This is a genomic window from Lysobacter sp. 1R34A (assembly GCF_051217035.1).
Taxonomy (GTDB): Bacteria; Pseudomonadota; Gammaproteobacteria; order Xanthomonadales; family Xanthomonadaceae; genus Lysobacter.
The window spans coordinates 1-20393 of record NZ_JBPKJP010000037.1; the positions used below are offsets into that span (position 1 = coordinate 1).

The following is a 20393-nucleotide window of genomic DNA, read 5'->3' on the forward strand; positions in this document are numbered from 1 at the left end:
CGGGCTTGCGCGCGTCGTGACGCGCGGCCCCGGAGCGCTCGCCGGGCTTGCCGCCGCGCTTGGCGTCGCCGCCGCGCTCGGTGCGTTCCGGACGTTCGGGTTTCGGAGCCGGCTTGAAGCCCAGGCCCAACAGTTGGTCGCGAAGAGTGTCGCTCATGATCCGGTATCAGTAATGCGGCGGGGGTGGTTCGCCGGCGGCGTCGCCGCCGGTGAGCGGCGTGGCCGCCATGGCACTGCGCAGTTGCTTGATCTCGTCGAGCGCGCGGTACATGAGCAGCGAATTGCGCGCTTCCTCGCTGCGTGCCGCGGCGAGTGCGTCGCTGAGTTCATTGAGCGCATGCTCCTGGAACGCGACGCGCGTTTCCAGGTCGATCAGGCGTTGCTCGAGTTCGGAAGTCACAGGCGGTAATCCAGGCGGGTCGGCGGCTCAATCGCCGTCGATGAGGATCGAGCGCCCGCGCCCGATGCCGTAATAGGCCAGGTCGGCCGACTCGACCTCGTCGGGATGGTACAGGTTGCGCCCGTCGAAGATCACGCCATCGGCCAGGGCCTGGCGCACGCGCACGAAATCCGGGCTGCGGAACTGCTTCCACTCGGTCACCACGACCAGGGCATCGGCGTCGGCCAGCGCGGCGCGCGCCGAGTCGCACAGCACCAAATCGTCGCGCTCGCCGAAGATACGCTCGGCTTCCTCGTTGGCTTCCGGGTCGTAGGCGCGCACGCGCGCGCCAGCCTGCCACAGCTGGTTCAGCAGGGTGCGGCTGGAAGCCTCGCGCATGTCGTCGGTGTTCGGCTTGAACGCCAAACCCCAGACGGCGAAGGTCTTGCCGGCGATGTCGCCGCCGTAATGGCGTTGGATCAGTTCGAACAGGTGGCCCTTCTGGCTGTCGTTGACCGCTTCCACCGCGTCGAGCAGACGCGCCTGGTAGCCGTGCTGCTGGGCGGTGCGCGCCAGCGCCTGCACGTCCTTCGGGAAGCACGAGCCGCCGTAGCCGGCGCCCGGGTAGATGAAATGCCAGCCGATGCGCGGGTCCGAACCGATGCCCTGGCGGACCATCTCGATGTCGGCGCCGACTTTCTCGGCGATGTTGGCGATTTCGTTCATGAAACTGATCTTGGTCGCCAGCATCGCGTTGGCGGCGTACTTGGTCAGTTCGGCCGAGCGCAGGTCCATGTAGACGATGCGTTCGTGGTTGCGGTTGAACGGCGCGTACAGGCGCTTGAGTTTTTCCAGCGCGACCGGGCTGGACGCGCCGATCACGATGCGGTCGGGACGCATGCAGTCGTTGACCGCATCGCCTTCCTTGAGGAATTCCGGGTTGGAGGCCACGTCGAAGGCGACCTCGACGCCGCGCGCCCGCAGCTCGCGGGCGATCGTCGCCTGGACCTTGTCGGCGGTGCCGACCGGCACGGTCGATTTGTTGACCACGACCACCTGGCGCTCGATATGGCGGCCGATGGTCGAGGCCACCGCGAGCACGTACTTGAGGTCGGCGCTGCCGTCCTCGTCGGGCGGCGTGCCGACCGCGATGAAGATCAGGTCGCCATGGGCGATCGCGCCGGCGGCGTCGGTGGTGAAGTGGAGACGGCCGGCGGCGTGATTGGCCTTGACCATCGGCTCCAGGCCGGGCTCGTAGATCGGGATCACCCCGCGTTCGAGGCCCTCGATCTTGGCCTGGTCGATGTCGACGCAGACCACGTCGTGGCCGACGTCGGCCAGGCAGGTTCCGGTGACCAGGCCGACGTAGCCGGTGCCGAAGATGGTGACGCGCATGGGTAGTTCTCTATCGGAGGTATTGCCCGGCCCCGCGGCCGGACTCCGTGCCCGCAAGCGCGGGCACGGAGCGGCGCAAGACTCAGTGCTGCGGGTGCGTGCCGCCCATCGCGGCCGACTCGGGGCCGCCGGCGGGAGCGCCCGCGCCCGGCTTGACGATGTCGAGCAGTTCGACGTCGAACACCAGGGTCGCGTTCGGGCCGATCGGGCCGCCCGGGGTGCCCTGCTCGCCGTAGCCCAGCTTGCTCGGGATCCACAGCTTGAACTTGCTGCCGACCGGCATCAGCGCGATGCCTTCCTGCCAGCCCGGGACCACCGCGCCGAGCGGGAACACCGCCGGTTCCTTGCGGTCGTAGGAGCTGTCGAAGGTCTTGCCGTCGAGCATGGTGCCCTTGTAGTGCACGCGCACGGTGTCGCTGTTCTTGGGCTTGGGGCCCTTGCCCTCGGTGATCATCTGGTACTGCAGGCCCGACGCGGTGGTCACCACGCCCGGCTTCTTGCCGTTGGCGGCGAGGAACTTGTCGCCGTCTTCCTGGTTCTTCTTGGCCATCGCGACCATCTTCTCGATCTGCTTGGTGCGGACCTTTTCCTGCAGGCGCTCGCGGATCTGGCGCGCTTCGTCGTCGCTCAGCAGCGGCTTGTCGCCCTTGATGTTGGCCTGCATGGCCTTTTGCAGCACGGCCAGGTCGAGATCGTCCTTGAGCAGCTCGAGCGAGCGGCCCATGTCCATGCCGATCAGATAGCTTTCCTGTTCCTTCTCGGTCTTCATGCCGCCGAGCGCCTTGACCTCGCTCTTGGCATCGGCCTTGTCGCCGGGCTTGGCGCCGGCGGCCTTGTCGTCGGCCGGCTTGCCGGCCTGGTTGCAGCCCGAGGCGAACAGCGCCATCGAGGCCACGGCGAACGCGAGGGCGGTGTTACGCATGAAAGGCTTCATCAAACTGCACTCCTGAGGAGGAAATAACTGAAAACGAGGGTGGGAACCGGGCCGGCGGCTGGACAAACTGCCAGCCGGCGGCTGAACGCAACGAGTCTGATCGGACGATCAGAGAATATCGAGCAGCTCGACTTCGAACTCGAGGGTCGCATTCGGGCCGATCTTCGGCGGCGCGCCCGACGGGCCGTAGGCCAGTTCGGCCGGGATCCAGAACTTGAACTTGCTGCCGACCGGCATCATCGCCAGGCCTTCCTGCCAGCCCTGGATCACGCCGTTGACCGGGAATTCGGCCGGCTGGCCGCGATCGTAGGAACTGTCGAAGGTGCTGCCGTCGAGCAAGGTGCCCTTGTAGTTCACGCTGACCTTGTCGGTCGGCTTGGGACGTTCGCCCGAGCCCTGGCGCAGCACCATGTACTGCAGGCCCGAGCCGGTCACGAACACGCCCTTGACCTTCTTGTTGGCCTCGAGGAAGTCCTTGCCCTTCTTCAGGTTGGCTTCGCCGGCCGCGGCGGCCTCGGCCTTCATCTTGGTCTGCAGGCGCTCGCTGAAACCGGTCAGCACGGTACGGGCCTCGGCTTCGGCGAGCAGCGGCTTGCCGCCGCCCAGCGAGGTGCGCAGAGCCTGCACCAGCAGCGGCAGTTCGATTTCGCCTTTGATCTGCTGCAGCGAGGGGCCGACCATGAAGGTGCCGATCAGCAGGCCGACCTTGTCCTTGGCCACCGGCGGCGGCGGCGCGCCCGGGGCGGCGCCCGGAACCGGCTTGCCGTCGCGCGAGGCGATGCGCGCGCGCAGGGCCTGGTCGACGGTGCGGGCTTCTTCCTGGGTGATCAGCGGCTTGCCGCCGTCGAACACGTTCTTGACCGCACGTTCGAAGGCGGCGGTGTCGAGATCGGGACCGACCGGCTTGAGCGAGCTGGCCACGTCCAGGCCGATGGCGTAGCTGATCTTTTCACGGTCGTTGGCGAGCACGGTCTTTTCCTGGGCAGAAGCGACGCCGCCGAACAGCGCCGCAGTGGTGATCAACACGGCCGCGCCGCGCACGAAAGCCTTCATCGGGTCCCGCTCCTTTTTACCTAATCGATACGCCGCAGTCCGGCGCAAGCCCGTCATTGTCGCGGGCCTGCGCTATGGCGGCAATGTTCCAGTGTGACGGCGGACAAGCCGGTAAGTTCCACCCGGCCGCGGCCCGCGAGCGCCGGAAACCGGATCGCCCGCGCAGATCCGCGCGCGCGGCGCCCTGCTCCGGCAGGGTTCCGGTTCGATCCGGCGCGTCGCGCTGCGACGCCCGGGAACGGCCGCTGCGCGGTCCGGAGGATCAGTGGGCCACTGCCGGTCGCGGCGCGGCAGTGCTGGCAGACGCCTTGGCGGCCTTCGGCCGCGGCGCCGTGAGCGCACGCTCGATCGCCGCGACCACCGCCGGGTCGTCGGGCGTGGTCTTGCTGCCGTAGCTGGCGATCAGGCGGCCGTCGCGGCCGAGCAGGTATTTGTGGAAGTTCCACTTCGGCGCTTCGCCGGCGGCCTTGGCCAAGTCCTTATAGAGCGGCGTGGCCTGCTCGCCGACCACGTGCACCTTCTCGAACATCGGGAACTTGACCCCGTAAGTCAGGGTGCAGAACTCCTGGATCTGCTTCTCGTCCTCGAACTCCTGCGCCTTGAAGTCGCCCGAGGGGAAACCGAGCACGGCGAAGCCCTGGCCCTTGTACTTGGCCTGCAGGCCTTCCAGCGCCTCGAATTGCGGGGTGTAGCCGCACTTGCTGGCGGTATTGACCACCAGCACCACGTCGCCGCCGTAGCGGGCGCCGAGGTTGACCGGGGTCTTGCCGGCCAGCGGGCGGAAACTGCGGTCGAGCATGGCCCCGCCGGCGGCGACGGCCGCGCCGGCGGCCAGCGACAGCGACAACAAGGCAACGGGGCCGGCGCGACGCGCCAGGCCTGAACGGGGGAGCGGCGAACGAGTCATCGGGCAGCCTCGGAGGATCGAGAGGGAAAGCCGGCGGGGCCGGTCTGGCAGGGCCAAGTATGACTTTAGTTGGGTCCGGATCGATTGACTCAATGTGTTTAGGTGTTATAGTTGCATACAACACCGGCCCACTAACGAGCAGGACGTTCGATATGAACCGCAAGCTCCACAACTCCATTTCAGCCTTGATGGCCGCCGGCGGCGCCCTGGTTCTGGGCCTGGTGGTCGCGCTTCCCTCCCCCGCGCCGGCCGCTTCGGCCGCCCCCGAACTGGTCCTGCTGGCCGGCGACCCCCCGGCGACCCGCCCGGTCCAGCTCGAGCTCGGCGGGATCAAGGCCCGGATCAGCTTCGACCGAGACTTCGTGGCGCGCGCCCGCAGCCGCCATACCGACGTCGCCACCGTCGCGCGCCGCATCGAAGCCAGCGCCGACCGGCTCGGCCGGGACGCCAGCGCCGCCGAAGTCAGCCTGTTCGTCGCCGGCGTCGCCGGCGAAGTCGCCGACCTCACCGCGATCGCCAATGCGGTCGACCCCCTCGTTGCCGCGGAGCCGGCAAGCACCGAAACCAAACGCAAGGCCGGGACCGCCGCGCGCCGTAACCGACGGAACCTCGTCATGCCTTATTTCTCCTTCCTGCCGCGGGGCTGAACCATGACCGCAATCCAATGGAGCGACGGCGCTCCGATCTATCGCCAGCTCAAGGAGCGCGTCGTCGCGATGATGCTCGACGGCGTCCTCAAGCCAGGCGATGCCCTGCCGTCCGTGCGGCAGGTCGCCGCCGAATACCAACTCAACCCCATCACCGTCTCGCGCGCCTATCAGGAGTTGGCGGACGAGGCGCTGGTCGAAAAACGCCGAGGCCTGGGCATGTACGTGACCGAAGAAGCCGCAAGGAAACTGCTCGTCAACGAGCGCGAACGCTTCCTGCGCGAAGAATGGCCGCTGGTCCTGGAGCGCATCCAGCGCCTGGGCCTCAGCAGCGAAGAACTGCTCGGTGCGCGCACCGGCAACGACAAGGCAGACGCCCCATGACCAATGCCATCCACATCGATCCGGGTCATATCGTCACCGCGCGCGGCCTGCGCAAGGTCTACAAGAACAAACTCGCGCTCGACGACACCGCCTTCGACATTCCGTCCGGACGCATCGTCGGACTGATCGGCCCCAACGGCGCCGGCAAGACCACAGCGCTCAAGGCCATCCTGGGCCTGATCGCGTTCGACGGCGAGCTGTCGGTGCTCGGCCGCGATCCGCGCCACGAACGCGACGCGCTGATGCGCGACGTGTGCTTCATCGCCGACGTCGCGGTGCTGCCGCGCTGGCTGCGGGTGCGCGAGGCGATCGATTTCGTCGCCGGCGTGCATCCGCGCTTCGACCGGGCCAAGTGCGAGCGGTTCCTGCACGGCACCCAGCTCAAGCCAAACCTGCGCGTGCGCGAAATGTCCAAGGGCATGATCGTGCAACTGCACCTGGCGCTGGTGATGGCGATCGACGCGCGCCTGCTGGTGCTCGACGAACCGACCCTCGGCCTGGACATCCTCTACCGCAAGCAGTTCTACCAGCGCCTGCTCGAGGATTACTTCGACGAGAACAAGACCATCCTGGTGACCACCCATCAGGTCGAGGAAATCGAGCACATCCTCACCGACGTGATGTTCATCCGCGACGGCAAGGTCGTGCTCGACAGCCCGATGGAAGTGCTCGGCGAGCGCTTCGTCGAAGTGCTGGTCAACACCGACTCGGCCGCCCAGGCGCGCGCGCTCAAACCGCTGGACGAACGCGCGCTGCCGTTCGGCAAGACCGTGATGCTGTTCGACGGCGTGCCGGCCGGGCAACTGGCCGGCTTCGGCGAAGTCCGCACGCCCGGCCTGGCCGATCTGTTCGTCGCCACCATGAAGGGGACCTACGCATGAACGCCGCCGACGATATCCTCGCCCCCGCCGCTCCGCGCGCGGTCGCCGCGATCCCGCCGCTGCAGACCTTCAAGATGCTGCTGCGGCGCGAGTTCTGGGAACACCGCGGCGGCTTCTTCTGGGCCCCTGTGATCACCGGCCTGGTCGCGATCGTGTTCTCCCTGCTCGGCGTGGTCGCCAGTTCGGTCATGCTGCAAAGCGCGATCCGCCGCGGCGACGTGCACATGGACGGGGTCAACCTCAAGGTCTCCGGCCACGAATCGGCGTTCGGCCTAGCCGGCGACGTCGCCCTGCTCAGCGGCATGGGCCTGGCCTGCGTGGTGTTCGTGTTCGTGGTGTTCTTCTACGCCCTGGGCTCGATCTACGACGAACGCAAGGACCGCAGCATCCTGTTCTGGAAGTCGCTGCCGATCTCCGACACCCAGGCGGTGCTGTCCAAGCTGTTGTGGGCGCTGGTGCTGGCCCCGGTGCTGGCGATCGGCATCGGCCTGGCGATCGGCGTGGTGATGTGGCTGCTGTCGTGGGTGGCGGTGCTGCTCAACGGCGTGCCCGGCGCGAGCGCGGTCTTCACCGAAGCCCATCCGCTGCGCCTGGTCTTGCAGATCGTCAGTTCGATCCCGGTGTACGCGCTGTGGGCGCTGCCGACGGTCGGCTGGCTGATGCTGTGCTCGGCCTGGGCGCGCAGCGTGCCCTTCGTCTGGGCGGTGGTGATCCCGCTGCTGGCCTGCATGTTCATCAGCTGGCTCGACATCCTGCCCGGCATCGAGATCCCGCACGACGCGATCTGGTACACGGTGGCGTTCCGCGGCCTGCTCAGCATCGTCCCGGGCAGCTGGTACCTGAATCCGCAGATAAACGGGGTCGACTCGAACACGGTCATCAACGGCCCCGAGGACATCGCCCGCTCGATCGATTTCACCAGCAGCCTGCAAGCCTTCGCCACGGTCGACCTTTGGATCGGCGCACTGCTCGGCGCGCTGATGATCTACGCCGCGATCCGCCTGCGCCGCTGGCGCGACGAGGGCTGACGGCCGCCCGGCCCCATCCGCGACCGCGGGCGGGGCCGGAGTCCGACCGTGATGAGGGCTCGGCGAGACCGCGTATTGCAAACGGGAAAAATAATTGCAACCCCGGCCGCCCGCGCCGCATCCATCGAACCGTCCCTCAACTCCTGGAGCGCCCGATGCGCCACACGATTCCCCTGCTCGCCCTCGCTCTGTCGCTGCCGCTGTCCGTCCAGGCCGCCGAACGCTGCGAATTCTCCGCACCGCGCAATCTGCAGCTCGACCTGGCCGGGGTGAAGGCGGTGGTCTTCGAAATCGGCCCCGACGAGCTCAGCGTCTCCGGCGCGTCCGGCGCCAAGGCCGCGCTCAGCGGCCGCGCCTGCGCGTCCAATGCCGCCGACCTGCCCGGCATGACCGTCACCCAGAAGCGGATCGGCGACAAGCTGGTAGTGGTCGCCGAGCGCCGCACCGACATCAACTTCGGCCTCAACCGCTACAGCTACATGAAACTGCACGCGACCGTGCCGGACACGATGATGGTCCAGCTCAAGGTCGGCTCCGGCGACATCGACGTCGACCACGTCGCCTCGCTCAGCGCCGATGTCGGCTCGGGCGATGTCAAGGTCAGCCACGTGCGCGGCCTGGCCGCCGCCGACATCGGTTCGGGCGACGTCGATTTCCAGGACATCGGTTCGCTGCAGGTGATCTCGCTCGGTTCCGGCGACCTCACCGCCAAGCGCATCGCTCGCGACGCCAAGCTCGGCTCGGTCGGTTCGGGCGACGTCGAACTCAGCGACGTCGGCGGCTCGGTCGAACTGAGCCGGATCGGCTCGGGCGACCTGGAAGTCAACGGCGTGCGCGGCGACTTGCGCGTGCATTCGATCGGCAGCGGCTCGGTGGTCCACAACGGGGTCGCCGGCCGCATCCACCTGCCGCAAGACGATTGACCGGACGTTCGATCCGGCCCCCGTCCAGCCGGCTTACCGCTCAGGAAGCTACGTCATGAAAGCCGTACGTTCGCTCTCGCTTTCCCTCGCCGCACTGATCGCCGTATCGGCGGGCGCCTGCTCGCAGGCGCCCGAGGCCAGCCTGCACGTCTCGGTGGTCGAACCGATGAGCTGGGCCAAGGATCGCCTGATCCTGCGCGGCCAGGACGGCGCCTATGCGGAAATCGGCACCGACGGCACACTCAATCTCAATGGCAGGCTGGTCGCCTTGAGCGCGGATCAGCAGGCCGTCGCCCGGCGCTATTACCATCACGCCATGAGCATCAGCCAGGAAGGCGTCGCCATGGGCAAGGACGGCGCCGCCTTTGCCGGCAAGGCGGTCGGCACGGTCCTGGACGGTCTGGCCAGCGGCAATCCGGATGCGATCGGCGCGAAAGTCGAGGCCGATGCGGCGGTGTTCGAAAAACGCGCGCACGAAATGTGCGCGCGCTTCGCCGACCTGCATGCCGCGCAGCAGGAACTGAGCGCGAGCCTGCCCGCGTTCAAGCCCTTCGCCGCGATCAAGGCCACGTCGGTCGGCAACTGCCGCAGCTGAGCGTCGACGCGTAACCGTCCGCGTCGCGATAACGTCGCCACCGCGCGCGGTAGGCATTCCCCGGAAACACTGTCCGCATCCTTGCGATGCGGACTTCGGCGAAGTCGTCGGTCTCGACGGCTTCATCGGCCAAACTATTGCCCGGCACCGGCAAGGCACTCGCGCGGAGCTGGACGTACCGGGTTGAAGCGCGCGGCCATCGCACCGGGCCGAGCTGAAAACGATTGCGCCCCTTGCTCGCTTCAATCAAATCCGCCCCCGACAAGCCGGCACCAAGCCACGCCGGCTCACGCGTGGCTGACGCCTGAGCCCTAAGCAGCGCCTCGGCGCTGCCGTAGATCCAAGCCGCGCCCGCACTCGCGCCGCGCAGGCGCGACGACGGCGCTCCAGCCGTGCCGAGGCACGGCCGGAGGCCGGCACTACCGCGCCGCTTAGTGTGCCTTGCGGACCTGGGCGACCGTGGCCTGGGCGGCGGCCGCGGCCACCGGGGCGGCGTGGCTGGCCAGCAGTTCGGGCTTTACATCGTCGCCGATGGGCAGGCTCTGCGGGTTGCAGCCGGCACAGACGAACAGGGACAGGACGGCGGCGTACCGAAAGAATCGGATCGAATTCATGAGCGTAGCTCCACTTCTGGTTATGGCTGACCGGAACGAATCCGGGGGTCGGGGGAAACAGCTCGCCCGGCCGCCGCTTGGCGACGGCCGGCCGGACGTTGGGACATCGACCGCTCGATATACGCCTGGCGTTGCAGACCGGTTACCGCTCAATAACCGGCTGCGCGACGGGTCGTGCGCAAGCGTGAAAACCGAAAACGCGGAGGCACCGTCCCGTGGCGCGGGCGAGATGACGTCCGGCGAACGAGTCCGAGAGGGCTTGGGTTCGACGCGAACCGGCCGGAGCCGATGGTCCGGATGCCGGTTGTCGCTCGACCGCCCCTGCCGGTCTGTCCGACTGCCGCCGAGTATGTCCCGGCGACTGGATTGCTGCCTGTATGCGCAGCGAGGATAACGAACCGGCCTCACCGCGAAACTCCACGCCGGTCGCGAAATAATATCCTCGAACAATTCACGGCCGGGCGCGATGTCCCGGCTACGCCCGTGAATTTGCGGTGAAATCGGCGCATCGCACGTGTCGTGGCCAGTCCGGCACACTTCCAGGTCTGCTCGGGCGGCCTCAGCCGCCGCCCCCGCCTCCGCCATGGATGCCGCCGCGGGTCAGCGCGCTCGGGTCGAGCAGGCGCCGCAATTGTTTTTCCGGCAGGCCGGTCGCCTCCATCGCGACCTCCAGCACCGGCCGGCCTTCCTTGTAGGCCTGTTTGGCGATCGCCGCGGCTTTTTCGTAGCCGATGATCGGGTTGAGCGCGGTGACCAGGATCGGGTTGCGGTCCAGCGCTTCGCGCACATGCGCCTCGCGCACCTTCAGGCCGGCGATGCTGCTGTCGGCGAGCAGGCGCATGGCGTTGCCGAGCAGGCGGATCGAATCGAGCAGGTCGTGGGCGATCAGCGGCAGCATGACGTTGAGCTGGAAGTTGCCGCTCTGTCCGGCCACGGTGATCGCCGCGTGGTGGCCGATCACCTGCGCGCAAACCATCGCCAGGGCTTCGGGGATCACCGGATTGACCTTGCCCGGCATGATCGAGCTGCCCGGCTGCAGGGCCGGCAGTTCGATCTCGCCCAGGCCGGCGAGCGGCCCGGAGTTCATCCAGCGCAGGTCGTTGGCGATCTTCATCAGCGCCACCGCCAATGCATTGAGCTGGCCCGACAGCTCGACCGCGTCGTCCTGCGCCGCCAGTCCCTCGAACTTGTCCGCGGCCGACTCGAACCTGCTGCCGGTCGCGGCCGACAAGGCCTTGGCCATGGCCTTGCCGAAGCGCGGATCGGCATTGATCCCGGTGCCGATCGCGGTGCCGCCGATCGGCAGGCGGCGCAACCGCTTCAGGCTGTCCTCGATGCGCGCCTGCGCCGAGTTCAGCTGCGCCGCCCAGGCGCCGAACTCCTGGCCGAAGGTCAGCGGCATCGCGTCCATCAGATGGGTGCGGCCGGTCTTGGTCAGCCTGGCCAGTTCCCCGGCGCGCGTCTCGATGGTCTTGCGCAGGTGCTTGAGCGCCGGCAACAGCGATTCGTTCACCGCCAGCTGCGCCGAGACCCGGATCGCGGTCGGGATGACGTCGTTGGAACTCTGGCCGAGATTGACGTGATCGTTCGGGTGGATCGCGTGTTTGCCGGCGCGGCTGGCCAGGGTCGCGATGACCTCGTTGGCGTTCATGTTGCTCGAGGTGCCCGAGCCGGTCTGGTAGACGTCGATCGGGAAGTGCGCGTCGTGGCGGCCCGCGGCGACTTCGGCCGCGGCGGCGCGGATCACCGCGGCCGGGCCCTTGGCGAGCAGGCCGAAACCGGCGTTGACCTCGGCTGCGGCTGCCTTGACCAGGGCCAGCGCGCGGATGAACTCGCGCGGCATCGGCACCCCGGAGATCGGGAAGTTCTGCACCGCGCGCTGGGTCTGCGCGCCCCACAGGGCCTCGGCGGGCACGCTGAGCTCGCCCATGCTGTCGTGTTCCAGGCGGAAGCCGGTCGCGGCCGGGCCTGCTGCGGGCGTGTTCGTCGAGTGTTTGGCGGCGCGCTGGGGCGCGGTCTTGCTTGCGGTCCTGCTTTGATTCTTGGCGGAAGTCGCCATGGCCAGCTCCATCGATTCAAGGGGGATGCGAGGCGCCGCTGCGTATCGCGGATGCTGCGAGGATACGCCCGGCGGATCGGCAGAGCTGGCGCGTGTAGCGGCTGGCGGGCGCCATGATGGCGACGGGGCCGCCCGGCGTCGAGCGCGCGGGCGCGAACCGCCAAACCGTGTCGAGTCCGGCCCGGATTCGGCCTGGGCGACATCGGCCCGATCCGCAGGCCCGATCCAGGCCCGGAGCGGCCCGGCGCGGCGTGGCTGTAGAATGGCCGACTGTTTCCTGCCCTGCGCGTGCCATGTCCGCCGATCCCAAGACCACCCTGCTCGCCCTGTCCCCGCTCGATGGCCGCTATGCCGGCAAGGTCGACGCGCTGCGGCCGATCTTCTCCGAATTCGGCCTGATCAAGGCCCGCGTCAAGGTCGAGGTGGAATGGCTGCTGGCCTTGGCGAACGAGCCCGGCATCGTCGAACTCGAGCCCTTCTCGGAGGCCGCCGCGGCCCGCCTGCGCAAACTCGCCGACGAGCTGACGATCGAGGACGCCGCGCGGGTCAAGGAGATCGAGCGCACCACCAACCACGACGTCAAGGCGGTCGAGTACCTGATCAAGGAACGCCTCAAGGACGATGCCGAACTCGGCCCGGCCCTGGAGTTCGTGCACTTCGCCTGCACCAGCGAGGACATCAACAACCTCAGCTACGCGCTGATGCTCAACGAGGCCCGCCAGCACGTGCTGCTGCCGCGACTGGACGAGCTGATCCAGAAACTGCGCGCGATGGCCCACGATTACGCCGCGCTGCCGATGTTGTCGCGCACCCACGGCCAGACCGCTTCGCCGACCACCGTCGGCAAGGAAATCGCCAACGTGGTCGCGCGCCTGCAGCGCCAGGGCGAGACCCTCGCGGGGGCGCAGATGCCGGGCAAGATCAACGGCGCGGTCGGCAACTACAACGCCCACGTCTCGGCCTACCCGGACATCGACTGGCCGGCCTTCGCCCAGCGCTTCGTCGCTTCGCTGGGCCTGGACTGGCAGCCCTACACCACCCAGATCGAACCGCACGACGGCATCGCCGAAGTCTGCGACGCGCAGCGCCGCATCGACACGGTCTGCATCGATCTGTGCCGCGACGTCTGGGGCTATATCTCGCTGGGTTACTTCAAGCAGTCGGTCAAGGCCGGCGAAGTCGGCAGCTCGACCATGCCGCACAAGGTCAACCCGATCGACTTCGAGAACGCCGAAGGCAACTTCGGCATCGCCAACGCCCTGTTCGAGCATTTCGCCGCCAAGCTGCCGATCAGCCGCTGGCAGCGCGACCTGACCGACTCGACCGTGCTGCGCGCGCTCGGCACCGCCTTCGGCCACGCCCTGATCGGCCTGGACGCGCTGCTGCGCGGCCTCGGCAAGCTCAACGCCAATCCCGAGCGCCTCGCCGCCGACCTCGACGCGTCCTGGGAAGTGTTGGCCGAAGCCGTGCAGACGGTGATGCGCCGCCACGGACTGCCGAACCCCTACGAGCAGCTCAAGGCGCTGACCCGCGGCCACGGCATCGACGAGGCCTCGATGCGAGAGTTCATCGCCTCGCTGGAGCTACCGGCCGAAGACAAGCAGCGCCTGCTGGCGATGACCCCGGGCAGCTACACCGGCCTGGCCGAAAAGCTGGCGCGCGAGATCTGATTCCCCAGCGACGCTGCGATCCGCTCCAGGGCAGGAGCGGCGCGAGCCGCGATCGCGGGTTACAGACAGCCGAGCCGCGAACATGGAGCGACGCGGTCGCGACTCGCGTCGCTAGCCCAAAGCCAAAGCCGAGCGTTGCGCCGCATCCTTGTAGGAGCGGCGCAAGCCGCGACTTCGGGGTTTCAGATAGCGGCGCGGCGACCATGGAGCCTGCGCAGTCGCGACCGGCGTCGCTCCTATCGTGGATTGGCCGATGCGTATCGCCGTGGGCCAAGATGCGTCGCGCAGCGGTTCCACTGAGCGACACGATCGAACATAGTGTGCGGTCTTCCGCTTCGTTCGAGATTCGCCGATGACTCTGCGCGCCGGTCTGCTTGCCGCCTCTCTCCTGCCCTTGCTCGGCGCTTGCGCGAGCGCCCCCTCGCCGGGTTCGAACAGCAATACCGATTCAGTCGCTGGCGCCGGTTCGAACCTCGCCGCAGCCGCCGCCGTCACCGCGACGACCGCCGCCCTCGCGCCGTGCGCGGCCGATCCGGACTGGCACCAGCCCACCCAGCCGCGTCGCATCCACGGCAACAGCTGGTACGTCGGCACCTGCGGGCTCAGCGCGGTGCTGATCACCTCCGACGAGGGCCATGTGCTGATCGACGGCGCCACCGAAAAGGCCGCACCGCTGATCGAGGCCAATATCCGCAAACTCGGCGTGGATCCGCGGCGGATCCGCTATCTGCTCAATTCGCACGAACACAACGACCACGCCGGCGGCCTCGCCCATCTGCAGCGCGCCAGCGGCGCGACCGTGGTCGCGCGCGCGCCGGCCGTCGAAGCGCTGAAAACCGGCAAGACCGACCGCGGCGACCCGCAGTACCTCAGCGTCTCGCCATTTCCGCCGGTGGCCGCGGTGCAGGTCATCGGCGACGGCGAGACCCTGCGCCTGGGCCCGATCGCGCTGACCGCGCACGCCACGCCGGGCCATACTCCCGGCGGCACCAGTTGGACCTGGCGCGCCTGCGACGAGGCCGGCGTCTGCCGTGCGATCGCCTACGCCGACAGCCTGACCCCGATCAGCGACGAGGTGTACCGCTATAGCGACGAAACCGCGCATCCGGGCGTGGTCGCCGCGTTCCGCCGCAGCATCGAGACCGTGGCCGCGCTGCCCTGCGACATCCTGGTGACCCCGCACCCCAATGCCAGCGATCTGCTCGCGCGCCTGGACGCCCCCTCGCCGCAGGGCAAGAGCGGCTCCAACGACTGCCGCGCCTATGCCGCCACCGGCGCCGGCAAGCTCGAAGCGCGCCTGGCCAAGGAGCGCGCCTCGGCGCCGTGAGCCTGCGCCAGGCCGCGCCGCCCGCCGGCGCGTCCTCTCGCCTGCCGCCTTCGCGGCGGCATGGCGCAGCCATGTGCTGCCGGCGCCGCCTCGCGGCGTCGCCACGCAACGTTAGCGTCCGCCTGCGCACACTCGACGACCTCGTCGCCCGTGGAGCCTGCCGGATGAAACAACTGATCAATATCGACGTCCCGCACCTCGACGAGGCTACCGCGTTCTACACCCACGCGTTCGGCCTGCACGTCGGCCGCCGTTTCGGCGACGAGGTGGTCGAGCTGATCGGCGGCGAAGCGCCGATCTACCTGTTGCTCAAGGGCGAAGGCAGCCCGGCCGCGGGCCACGACGTGCGGGTTTATTCGCGCCACTGGACGCCGCTGCACTGCGACGTGGTCGTCGAGGATGTCGAAGCCGCGCTCGCCAGCGCGGTCGCGGCCGGCGCGGTGCAGGAAGACCGCATCCGCAGCACGCGTTGGGGCCGGATCGTGCAGATCGCCGACCCGTTCGGGCACGGTTGGTGCCTGCTGCAATTCGTCGGCCGCGGTTATGACGAAATCGCGACCGCGCCCTGAATCGGGTCGCCTGGGGACGGTCCGGTCCGATCCATTCGCCCCGGGGCGCCCCTAGCCTAGGGTCGGCCCGGATGGCGCGGCGGCGCAGCCTGTGGCGAGATTCGCCTTAGCCGTCACAACCCGGATCGCGGTCATGTCCTTCGTCACCGATTTCGTCCAAAGCGTATCCCGTGTCGTCGAACAGGTGCTGCAGCAGGAGCCGCCGCCCCCGCCGCCGGCGCAGACTCCCGAACAGATCGAGGCCCGGGTCAACGCCGCGACTTCGAACCCGGAGCAGCGCGAACTGCTGACCCAGGGCTATACCCAGGCGCAGCAGAACCAGGACGGCGCCCTGTGGCAGCAGACCGAAGCGCTCGAAACCCTCTACCACGACCGTGAAGTGCTGGCCCTGAGCCGCTCGCTCGGCGCCGACGACGAAGTGCCGGAAGGCTGGCATCGCGCCAGCGACGCCGAGTTGCAGCAGTACGGTCTGACCTCGGACCAATTGCATCCGGAAGGCTCCGGCTTCAACGCCGAGTTGTTCATCCCCGACCCCGCGGTGTTCGGCCCCGATGCCGCGCCGGTGCTGCAGTTCGAGGGCACCGACTTCGCCGACCTGGAGGACGTCAACGCCGACGTCGCCCAGGCGCTCGGCAACGACGAGGCCTATTACAACCAGGCCATCGACATCGCCAGTTCGGTCGCCGAACACGGCGGCGACAACGTGATCTTCAGCGGCCATTCGCTCGGCGGCGGCCTCGCCACCGCCGCGGCGCTGGTCACCGGCAACCCCGGCATCGTCTCCAACCCGGCCGGGGTGAACCCGGCCACGGTCGAGGCGGCGCTGGCCGAGCGCGGCCTCAGCTTCGAGCAGGCCGACGGCAACATCACCACCTATGCGGTCGACGGCGACCTGCTGACCGAACTGCAGGCCGCGACCTCGGGCCTGTCCGAGGACAACGCCGCCGGCTTCGCCGCCATCCTCAACGGGGTCGGCCTGGCCGCGAACCGGCTGCAGGACGACGTGGTGCTGCCGACCAACGCCACCGCCGAAAGCGTGCTCAATCTGCCCGACGCGGTCGGCCGCCGGGTCACCCTCGAGGCCACCGACGAGAACGGCGAGGCGCGTCCCGACATCGTCTCGCTCGACGACACCATCGACGGCATCAACGATGCCTCCGACCAGTTGCCGATCGGCGAACTCGGCGATGTCGCCGAGACCGTCGGCGACGGCGGCGGCCTGTTCGGCGACATCGTCGGCGGCTTCACCGACCTGGTCGACAGCGGCACCGAATTCATCGACGAGCACCTGCCCGGCCCGGCCGGTGCGATCCTGGGTGCGTTCGGCGACGGCGTGGAGACCCTCGGCGACGGCATCGAATCGCTGGGCGAGCTGGTCGAGCAAGGCGGCGATCTGGCCGCCGATGCGACCGACGCGATCGAGACCGGCGTGGCCACCGCGATCGAGGCCGGACTGGAACCCGACACCATCCCGAGCGTGCTGGAGATGGTCGACCGGCATAGCTTCGGCGTGTTCGACGACTCCATGGCCAGCCACATCGACAGCGAGGAAGCGGCCCTGCGCGAACAGCTCGGTTGAGTCCGCGCCGACGCGCCGGGCTCACGCCGGTTGATCGCCGCGGGGGCATACTGCCGGCATGACCCGCGTGCCTTTTCCACCCAACGGCTCCGGTCCGGCCTGCTCGCACCGGGCCGGCTTTGAATGGATATGGACGCCTTCGCTCCTGCTGGCGCTGGGCGCCTGCAGCGACTCGGCACCGATGCCCGCGGTCGCCTCCCCCTCTCCTGCCGAGCCCGTCGTCGCCATGGCCCCCAATTTGCGAATCGAGCAGCATTTCAGCGGTCCGGAACTCGAACTCGCCCAGGCGGCCGCGGCCGGCCGCGGCGCCGAAGTGCGCCGGCTGGTCGCCGAAGCCCATGCCGACGCCAATGCGGTGTCTCCCGGCGGCCTGCCGCTGCTGGCCTGGCCGGTGCTGCGCGGCAACGCGGCCGGCGTCGCCGCCCTGCTCGACGCCGGCGCCGACCCCAACCGCGCGGTGCCCGCGGTCGGCACGGTCATGGTGTGGGCGGCGAAAGCCGAATCGCCGGAAATCCTGCGCGCCTTTCTCGAGCGCGGCGGCCGCGCCGACGCCAGCGACCGGGATCAACAACCCTTGACCCGGGTCGCCGCCCTCGCCGGGCAATGGGACAACGTCCAACTGTTGGTCGAACATGGCGCCGACATCGATGCCCCGGCCCACGGCGACGGTGGCGACACTTTGCTGAGCTACTACTCGCGCGGCCAGTTCGACAAGGTCCATTGGCTGCTCGAACGCGGCGCCGATCCGACCCATCGCCTCGAAAGCGCGGCCAAGCCCGAGCGCGTCGGCGCCCAGACGGTGGTCGAGAACGTCTACTGGTGGCCGGTCGACGGGGGCAAATTCCCGCAGCTCGCGCAATGGCAGCAGCGCTGCCAGCAACTGCTGGCCGCGCGCGGGCTGACCCTGCCGCGCGAACCGGCGCATTTGCAGCGCTTGCGCTTGGCCCAGGGCGGCGGCGCCGCGCCCGATACCTCGCACGAACGCGGCGGCGAGCTCGACCGCGACATCGAGCGCCGCGAACGCGAACTCAAGGACGCGTTGACGCCGCGCTGATTCCGCCAGCCGCGACGACGCCGGGCGCGACGCCCCTGGCGTAGACTTCGCGCCCATGAAATCGCCTCTCATCGAAGTCGACGCCGCTCGACGCCCGCCGCTCGGCATGCCGCCGGCCGTATTCCTGCGCGACTACTGGCAGAAACGCCCGCTGCTGATCCGCAACGCCTTCCCCGGGCTGCAGTCGCCGATCCAGCCTGAAGACCTGGCTGGATTGGCCTGCGAGGATGGCGTGCTGGCGCGCCTGATCCAGCACGATCGCGCCAGCGATCGTTATTCCTTGCGGCATGGGCCGTTCGCAGAGTCCGAATTCCCCGGTCTGCCGAGACAGGACTGGACTCTTCTGGTCCAGGACGTCGACAAGTGGGATGCCGACGTGGCCGCGCTGCTGCCCGCTTTCGATTTCCTGCCGCGCTGGCGCGTCGACGACATCATGGTCTCTTTCGCCGCCCCGGGTGGCTCGGTCGGCGCCCATGTCGACCAATACGACGTATTCCTCCTGCAGGCCCAGGGCCACCGGCGCTGGCAGATCGACGCTCGCCCGGACGCGCCGCAGGAGTTCCGCCCGGACGCCGAGCTGAAACTGCTGCGCGAGTTCGAGCCGAGCCACGACTGGGTGCTCGGCCCCGGCGACATGCTGTACCTGCCGCCCGGCGTGCCGCATCACGGGGTCGCCGAAGACGCCTGCCTGACTTTCTCGGTCGGCATGCGCGCGCCGTCGGCCGCCGAGCTGATGGGCGATTTCATCGATACCCTGGCCGCCGAAGCCGACGAGAGCCTGCGCTACCGCGACCCCGACCTGAGTCCGCCGGCCGATCCCAACGAGATCGACGCCGCCGCGATGGGCCGGGTGGTCGAGGCCCTGAACGTCCTGCGCATGAACGATCCCGACCGCCTCGGCGACTGGTTCGGCCGCTTCATCACGGTCTACCGCGCCGCCGGCGAAGTCTCCTCGGGCCAGGAGGAACCGCGCTCGCGGATCGAAATCGAATGGGACCTGGAGCGCGGCGCCAGCCTGTGGCGCCACCCCTGGTCGCGGATGGCCTGGCGCAAGGCCCACGCACAGCCGGCCAAGGCGTCGAAGGCGGCCAAGGCCGGGGGCGCGCTCGCCCGGCTCTACGTCAGCGGCCAGGAATTCGCCTTGCCGTCCGGCGACGCCCAGGCCATCGCCGCGGCCGCCGAGATCGACGCTGCCGTCTATTCGGCGCTGTCCGACGCCGGCCGCGACTGCGTCCACGAACTGATCGCCGCCGGCCATTACCGCCTCGGCCTCGACGACGAGGACGGCGCCGACGAACACGGCGAGAACGAGGAATGAGCGCCGGGTTCCGGGTCGTCGCCGTCGCCGACTACGCCGCCGCGCTGGCGGCGCTGCGCTCGGTGCGCGAGGCGGTGTTCGTGCAGGAACAGCAGGTCTCGGCCGAGATCGAGCTCGACGCGCACGACCCGCTGTGCCATCACGTATTGGCCCTGGACGCCGAGCAACGCCCGATCGGCACCGGTCGGCTGACCCCGGACCGGCGCATCGGCCGCATGGCCGTGCTCGCCCCCTGGCGCGGCCGCGGCGTCGGCGAGGCGCTGCTCGAGGCCCTGATCGAACGCGCTCGCCAGCTGGGCTGGCGCGAGCTGTCCCTGCACGCCCAGGCCACGGCGATCGGTTTCTACGCCCGCCGCGGTTTCTTGCCGTGGGGCGAGCGCTTCGTCGAGGCCGGCATCGAGCACCAGTCGATGCGGCTGTTGCTCGACGCGGCCAACCCGGTCGAGACCCGCGCCGCCGCCCTCGCCGCCCTGGCCGGGGTGATCGGCAGCGCCCGCCGCGGCCTGTCCATCTACAGCCGCGACCTCGACCCCGGCCTGCTCGACCGCCCCGAGATAGTCGCCGCGATCCGCCGCTTCGCCACTTCCGGCGGCGCGGTCCGGGTGCTGCTGCACGACCCGGGCGCACCGCAACGCGCGCTCGCCCCCCTGATCGGGCTGAGCCAGCGTCTGTCGAGCGTGTTCGAGTTCCGCGCCATCGAAGAGCCGGTCGACCTCAAATACCCCGCGGCCTATCTGGTCAACGACCTCGACGGCTGGTACTACCGGCCGCTGGGCCACCGCTACGACGGCGAGACCCGGCTCGACGGCGGCGCCCGCGCCCGCCAGCTGCGCGCGCAGTTCGACCCGGTCTGGGAGCGCGCCCGCCCCTGCAGCGAGTTCCGCGCGCTCGGAATCTGAGGCCGCGCTAAACCGCCTCGTGCCGGGGCCCGACGCCCGCAACCCGGCGCCAGGCGCGCGCCCGGCGGCATTGCCGGAACGGTCCGTATCCGCTCCGGTGTCGGATATCGAACAAAATCGGCCGCTTAGACATAAGTAGTTATGCCGCTGGCCTTAACACTACCGCTATAATTCCGGG

20 protein-coding genes are annotated in these 20393 nt (G+C 69.0%); 13 read left to right on the forward strand and 7 right to left on the reverse strand.

Going from position 1 to position 20393, the window contains the following annotated elements; translation table 11 throughout:
- Window positions 1-166: 166 nt before the first annotated feature.
- From ACSAMQ_RS10685 to ACSAMQ_RS10705, 5 genes are all read right to left on the reverse strand, one after another.
- On the reverse strand, window positions 167-400 hold the full coding sequence (locus ACSAMQ_RS10685) for a SlyX family protein (RefSeq protein ID WP_031372970.1): 234 nt from the start codon (window positions 398-400) through the stop codon (window positions 167-169).
- A 27-nt stretch (window positions 401-427) separates the two neighbouring features.
- Window positions 428-1774 carry a UDP-glucose dehydrogenase family protein gene (locus tag ACSAMQ_RS10690; protein WP_435395625.1) on the reverse strand — a complete coding sequence of 449 codons (1347 nt, stop codon included), beginning with the start codon at window positions 1772-1774 and terminating at the stop codon, window positions 428-430.
- Window positions 1775-1856: 82 nt separating this feature from the next.
- Window positions 1857-2696 carry an FKBP-type peptidyl-prolyl cis-trans isomerase gene (locus tag ACSAMQ_RS10695; protein ID WP_435395626.1) on the reverse strand — a complete coding sequence of 280 codons (840 nt, stop codon included), beginning with the start codon at window positions 2694-2696 and terminating at the stop codon, window positions 1857-1859.
- A 120-nt stretch (window positions 2697-2816) separates the two neighbouring features.
- Window positions 2817-3761: an FKBP-type peptidyl-prolyl cis-trans isomerase gene (locus ACSAMQ_RS10700; protein WP_435395627.1), complete on the reverse strand. Its 945-nt coding sequence runs from the start codon at window positions 3759-3761 to the stop codon at window positions 2817-2819.
- Between the two features lie 262 nt (window positions 3762-4023).
- On the reverse strand, window positions 4024-4668 hold the full coding sequence (locus ACSAMQ_RS10705) for a glutathione peroxidase (RefSeq protein ID WP_435395628.1): 645 nt from the start codon (window positions 4666-4668) through the stop codon (window positions 4024-4026).
- A gap of 152 nt (window positions 4669-4820) precedes the next feature.
- Here ACSAMQ_RS10705 and ACSAMQ_RS10710 point away from each other — a divergent pair, with 152 nt between their 5' ends.
- The 6 genes from ACSAMQ_RS10710 (at window position 4821) to ACSAMQ_RS10735 (ending at window position 9126) form a co-directional block, all read left to right on the forward strand.
- Complete coding sequence (locus ACSAMQ_RS10710) at window positions 4821-5315, forward strand: hypothetical protein (RefSeq protein WP_435395629.1); 495 nt, start codon at window positions 4821-4823, stop codon at window positions 5313-5315.
- Between the two features lie 3 nt (window positions 5316-5318).
- Complete coding sequence (locus ACSAMQ_RS10715; protein WP_435395630.1) at window positions 5319-5699, forward strand: GntR family transcriptional regulator; 381 nt, start codon at window positions 5319-5321, stop codon at window positions 5697-5699.
- On the forward strand, window positions 5696-6580 hold the full coding sequence (locus ACSAMQ_RS10720) for an ABC transporter ATP-binding protein (RefSeq protein WP_435395631.1): 885 nt from the start codon (window positions 5696-5698) through the stop codon (window positions 6578-6580). Before ACSAMQ_RS10715 ends, ACSAMQ_RS10720 begins: the two co-directional genes overlap by 4 nt.
- Window positions 6577-7608, forward strand: a complete 1032-nt coding sequence (locus ACSAMQ_RS10725; protein ID WP_435395632.1) for an ABC transporter permease — start codon at window positions 6577-6579, stop codon at window positions 7606-7608. Before ACSAMQ_RS10720 ends, ACSAMQ_RS10725 begins: the two co-directional genes overlap by 4 nt.
- Window positions 7609-7763: 155 nt before the next feature.
- Complete coding sequence (locus ACSAMQ_RS10730; RefSeq protein WP_435395633.1) at window positions 7764-8531, forward strand: DUF4097 family beta strand repeat-containing protein; 768 nt, start codon at window positions 7764-7766, stop codon at window positions 8529-8531.
- A 55-nt stretch (window positions 8532-8586) separates the two neighbouring features.
- Window positions 8587-9126, forward strand: coding sequence for a hypothetical protein (locus ACSAMQ_RS10735; RefSeq protein ID WP_435395634.1), 540 nt, complete (start codon window positions 8587-8589; stop codon window positions 9124-9126).
- A 431-nt stretch (window positions 9127-9557) separates the two neighbouring features.
- Here the strand turns inward: ACSAMQ_RS10735 and ACSAMQ_RS10740 are convergent, their stop codons facing one another.
- Complete coding sequence (locus ACSAMQ_RS10740; RefSeq protein ID WP_435395635.1) at window positions 9558-9740, reverse strand: hypothetical protein; 183 nt, start codon at window positions 9738-9740, stop codon at window positions 9558-9560.
- Window positions 9741-10299: 559 nt separating this feature from the next.
- Window positions 10300-11670: a class II fumarate hydratase gene (locus ACSAMQ_RS10745; protein ID WP_435395655.1), complete on the reverse strand. Its 1371-nt coding sequence runs from the start codon at window positions 11668-11670 to the stop codon at window positions 10300-10302.
- Window positions 11671-12092: 422 nt separating this feature from the next.
- On the opposite strand from ACSAMQ_RS10745, the gene purB reads away from it, so the two are divergent.
- The 7 genes from purB (at window position 12093) to ACSAMQ_RS10780 (ending at window position 20215) form a co-directional block, all read left to right on the forward strand.
- Window positions 12093-13469, forward strand: coding sequence for an adenylosuccinate lyase (gene purB, locus ACSAMQ_RS10750; RefSeq protein WP_435395636.1), 1377 nt, complete (start codon window positions 12093-12095; stop codon window positions 13467-13469).
- Between the two features lie 352 nt (window positions 13470-13821).
- Window positions 13822-14796, forward strand: coding sequence for a subclass B3 metallo-beta-lactamase (gene bla / locus ACSAMQ_RS10755; RefSeq protein WP_435395637.1), 975 nt, complete (start codon window positions 13822-13824; stop codon window positions 14794-14796).
- 164 nt (window positions 14797-14960) lie between these two features.
- Window positions 14961-15365, forward strand: a complete 405-nt coding sequence (locus ACSAMQ_RS10760) for a VOC family protein (RefSeq protein ID WP_435395638.1) — start codon at window positions 14961-14963, stop codon at window positions 15363-15365.
- Window positions 15366-15498: 133 nt separating this feature from the next.
- A complete protein-coding gene (locus ACSAMQ_RS10765) occupies window positions 15499-16944 on the forward strand; it encodes a hypothetical protein (protein WP_435395639.1) in 1446 nt (481 codons plus the stop codon).
- A 226-nt stretch (window positions 16945-17170) separates the two neighbouring features.
- Window positions 17171-17998 (forward strand): ankyrin repeat domain-containing protein, encoded by an 828-nt coding sequence (locus ACSAMQ_RS10770; RefSeq protein ID WP_435395640.1) that lies wholly within the window; start codon window positions 17171-17173, stop codon window positions 17996-17998.
- Between the two features lie 55 nt (window positions 17999-18053).
- Window positions 18054-19316: a JmjC domain-containing protein gene (locus ACSAMQ_RS10775; RefSeq protein ID WP_435395641.1), complete on the forward strand. Its 1263-nt coding sequence runs from the start codon at window positions 18054-18056 to the stop codon at window positions 19314-19316.
- Entirely contained in the window at window positions 19313-20215 is a 903-nt protein-coding gene (locus tag ACSAMQ_RS10780; RefSeq protein WP_435395642.1) for a GNAT family N-acetyltransferase, read from the forward strand. The genes ACSAMQ_RS10775 and ACSAMQ_RS10780 overlap by 4 nt, the downstream gene beginning before the upstream one ends.
- Window positions 20216-20393: the final 178 nt, after the last annotated feature.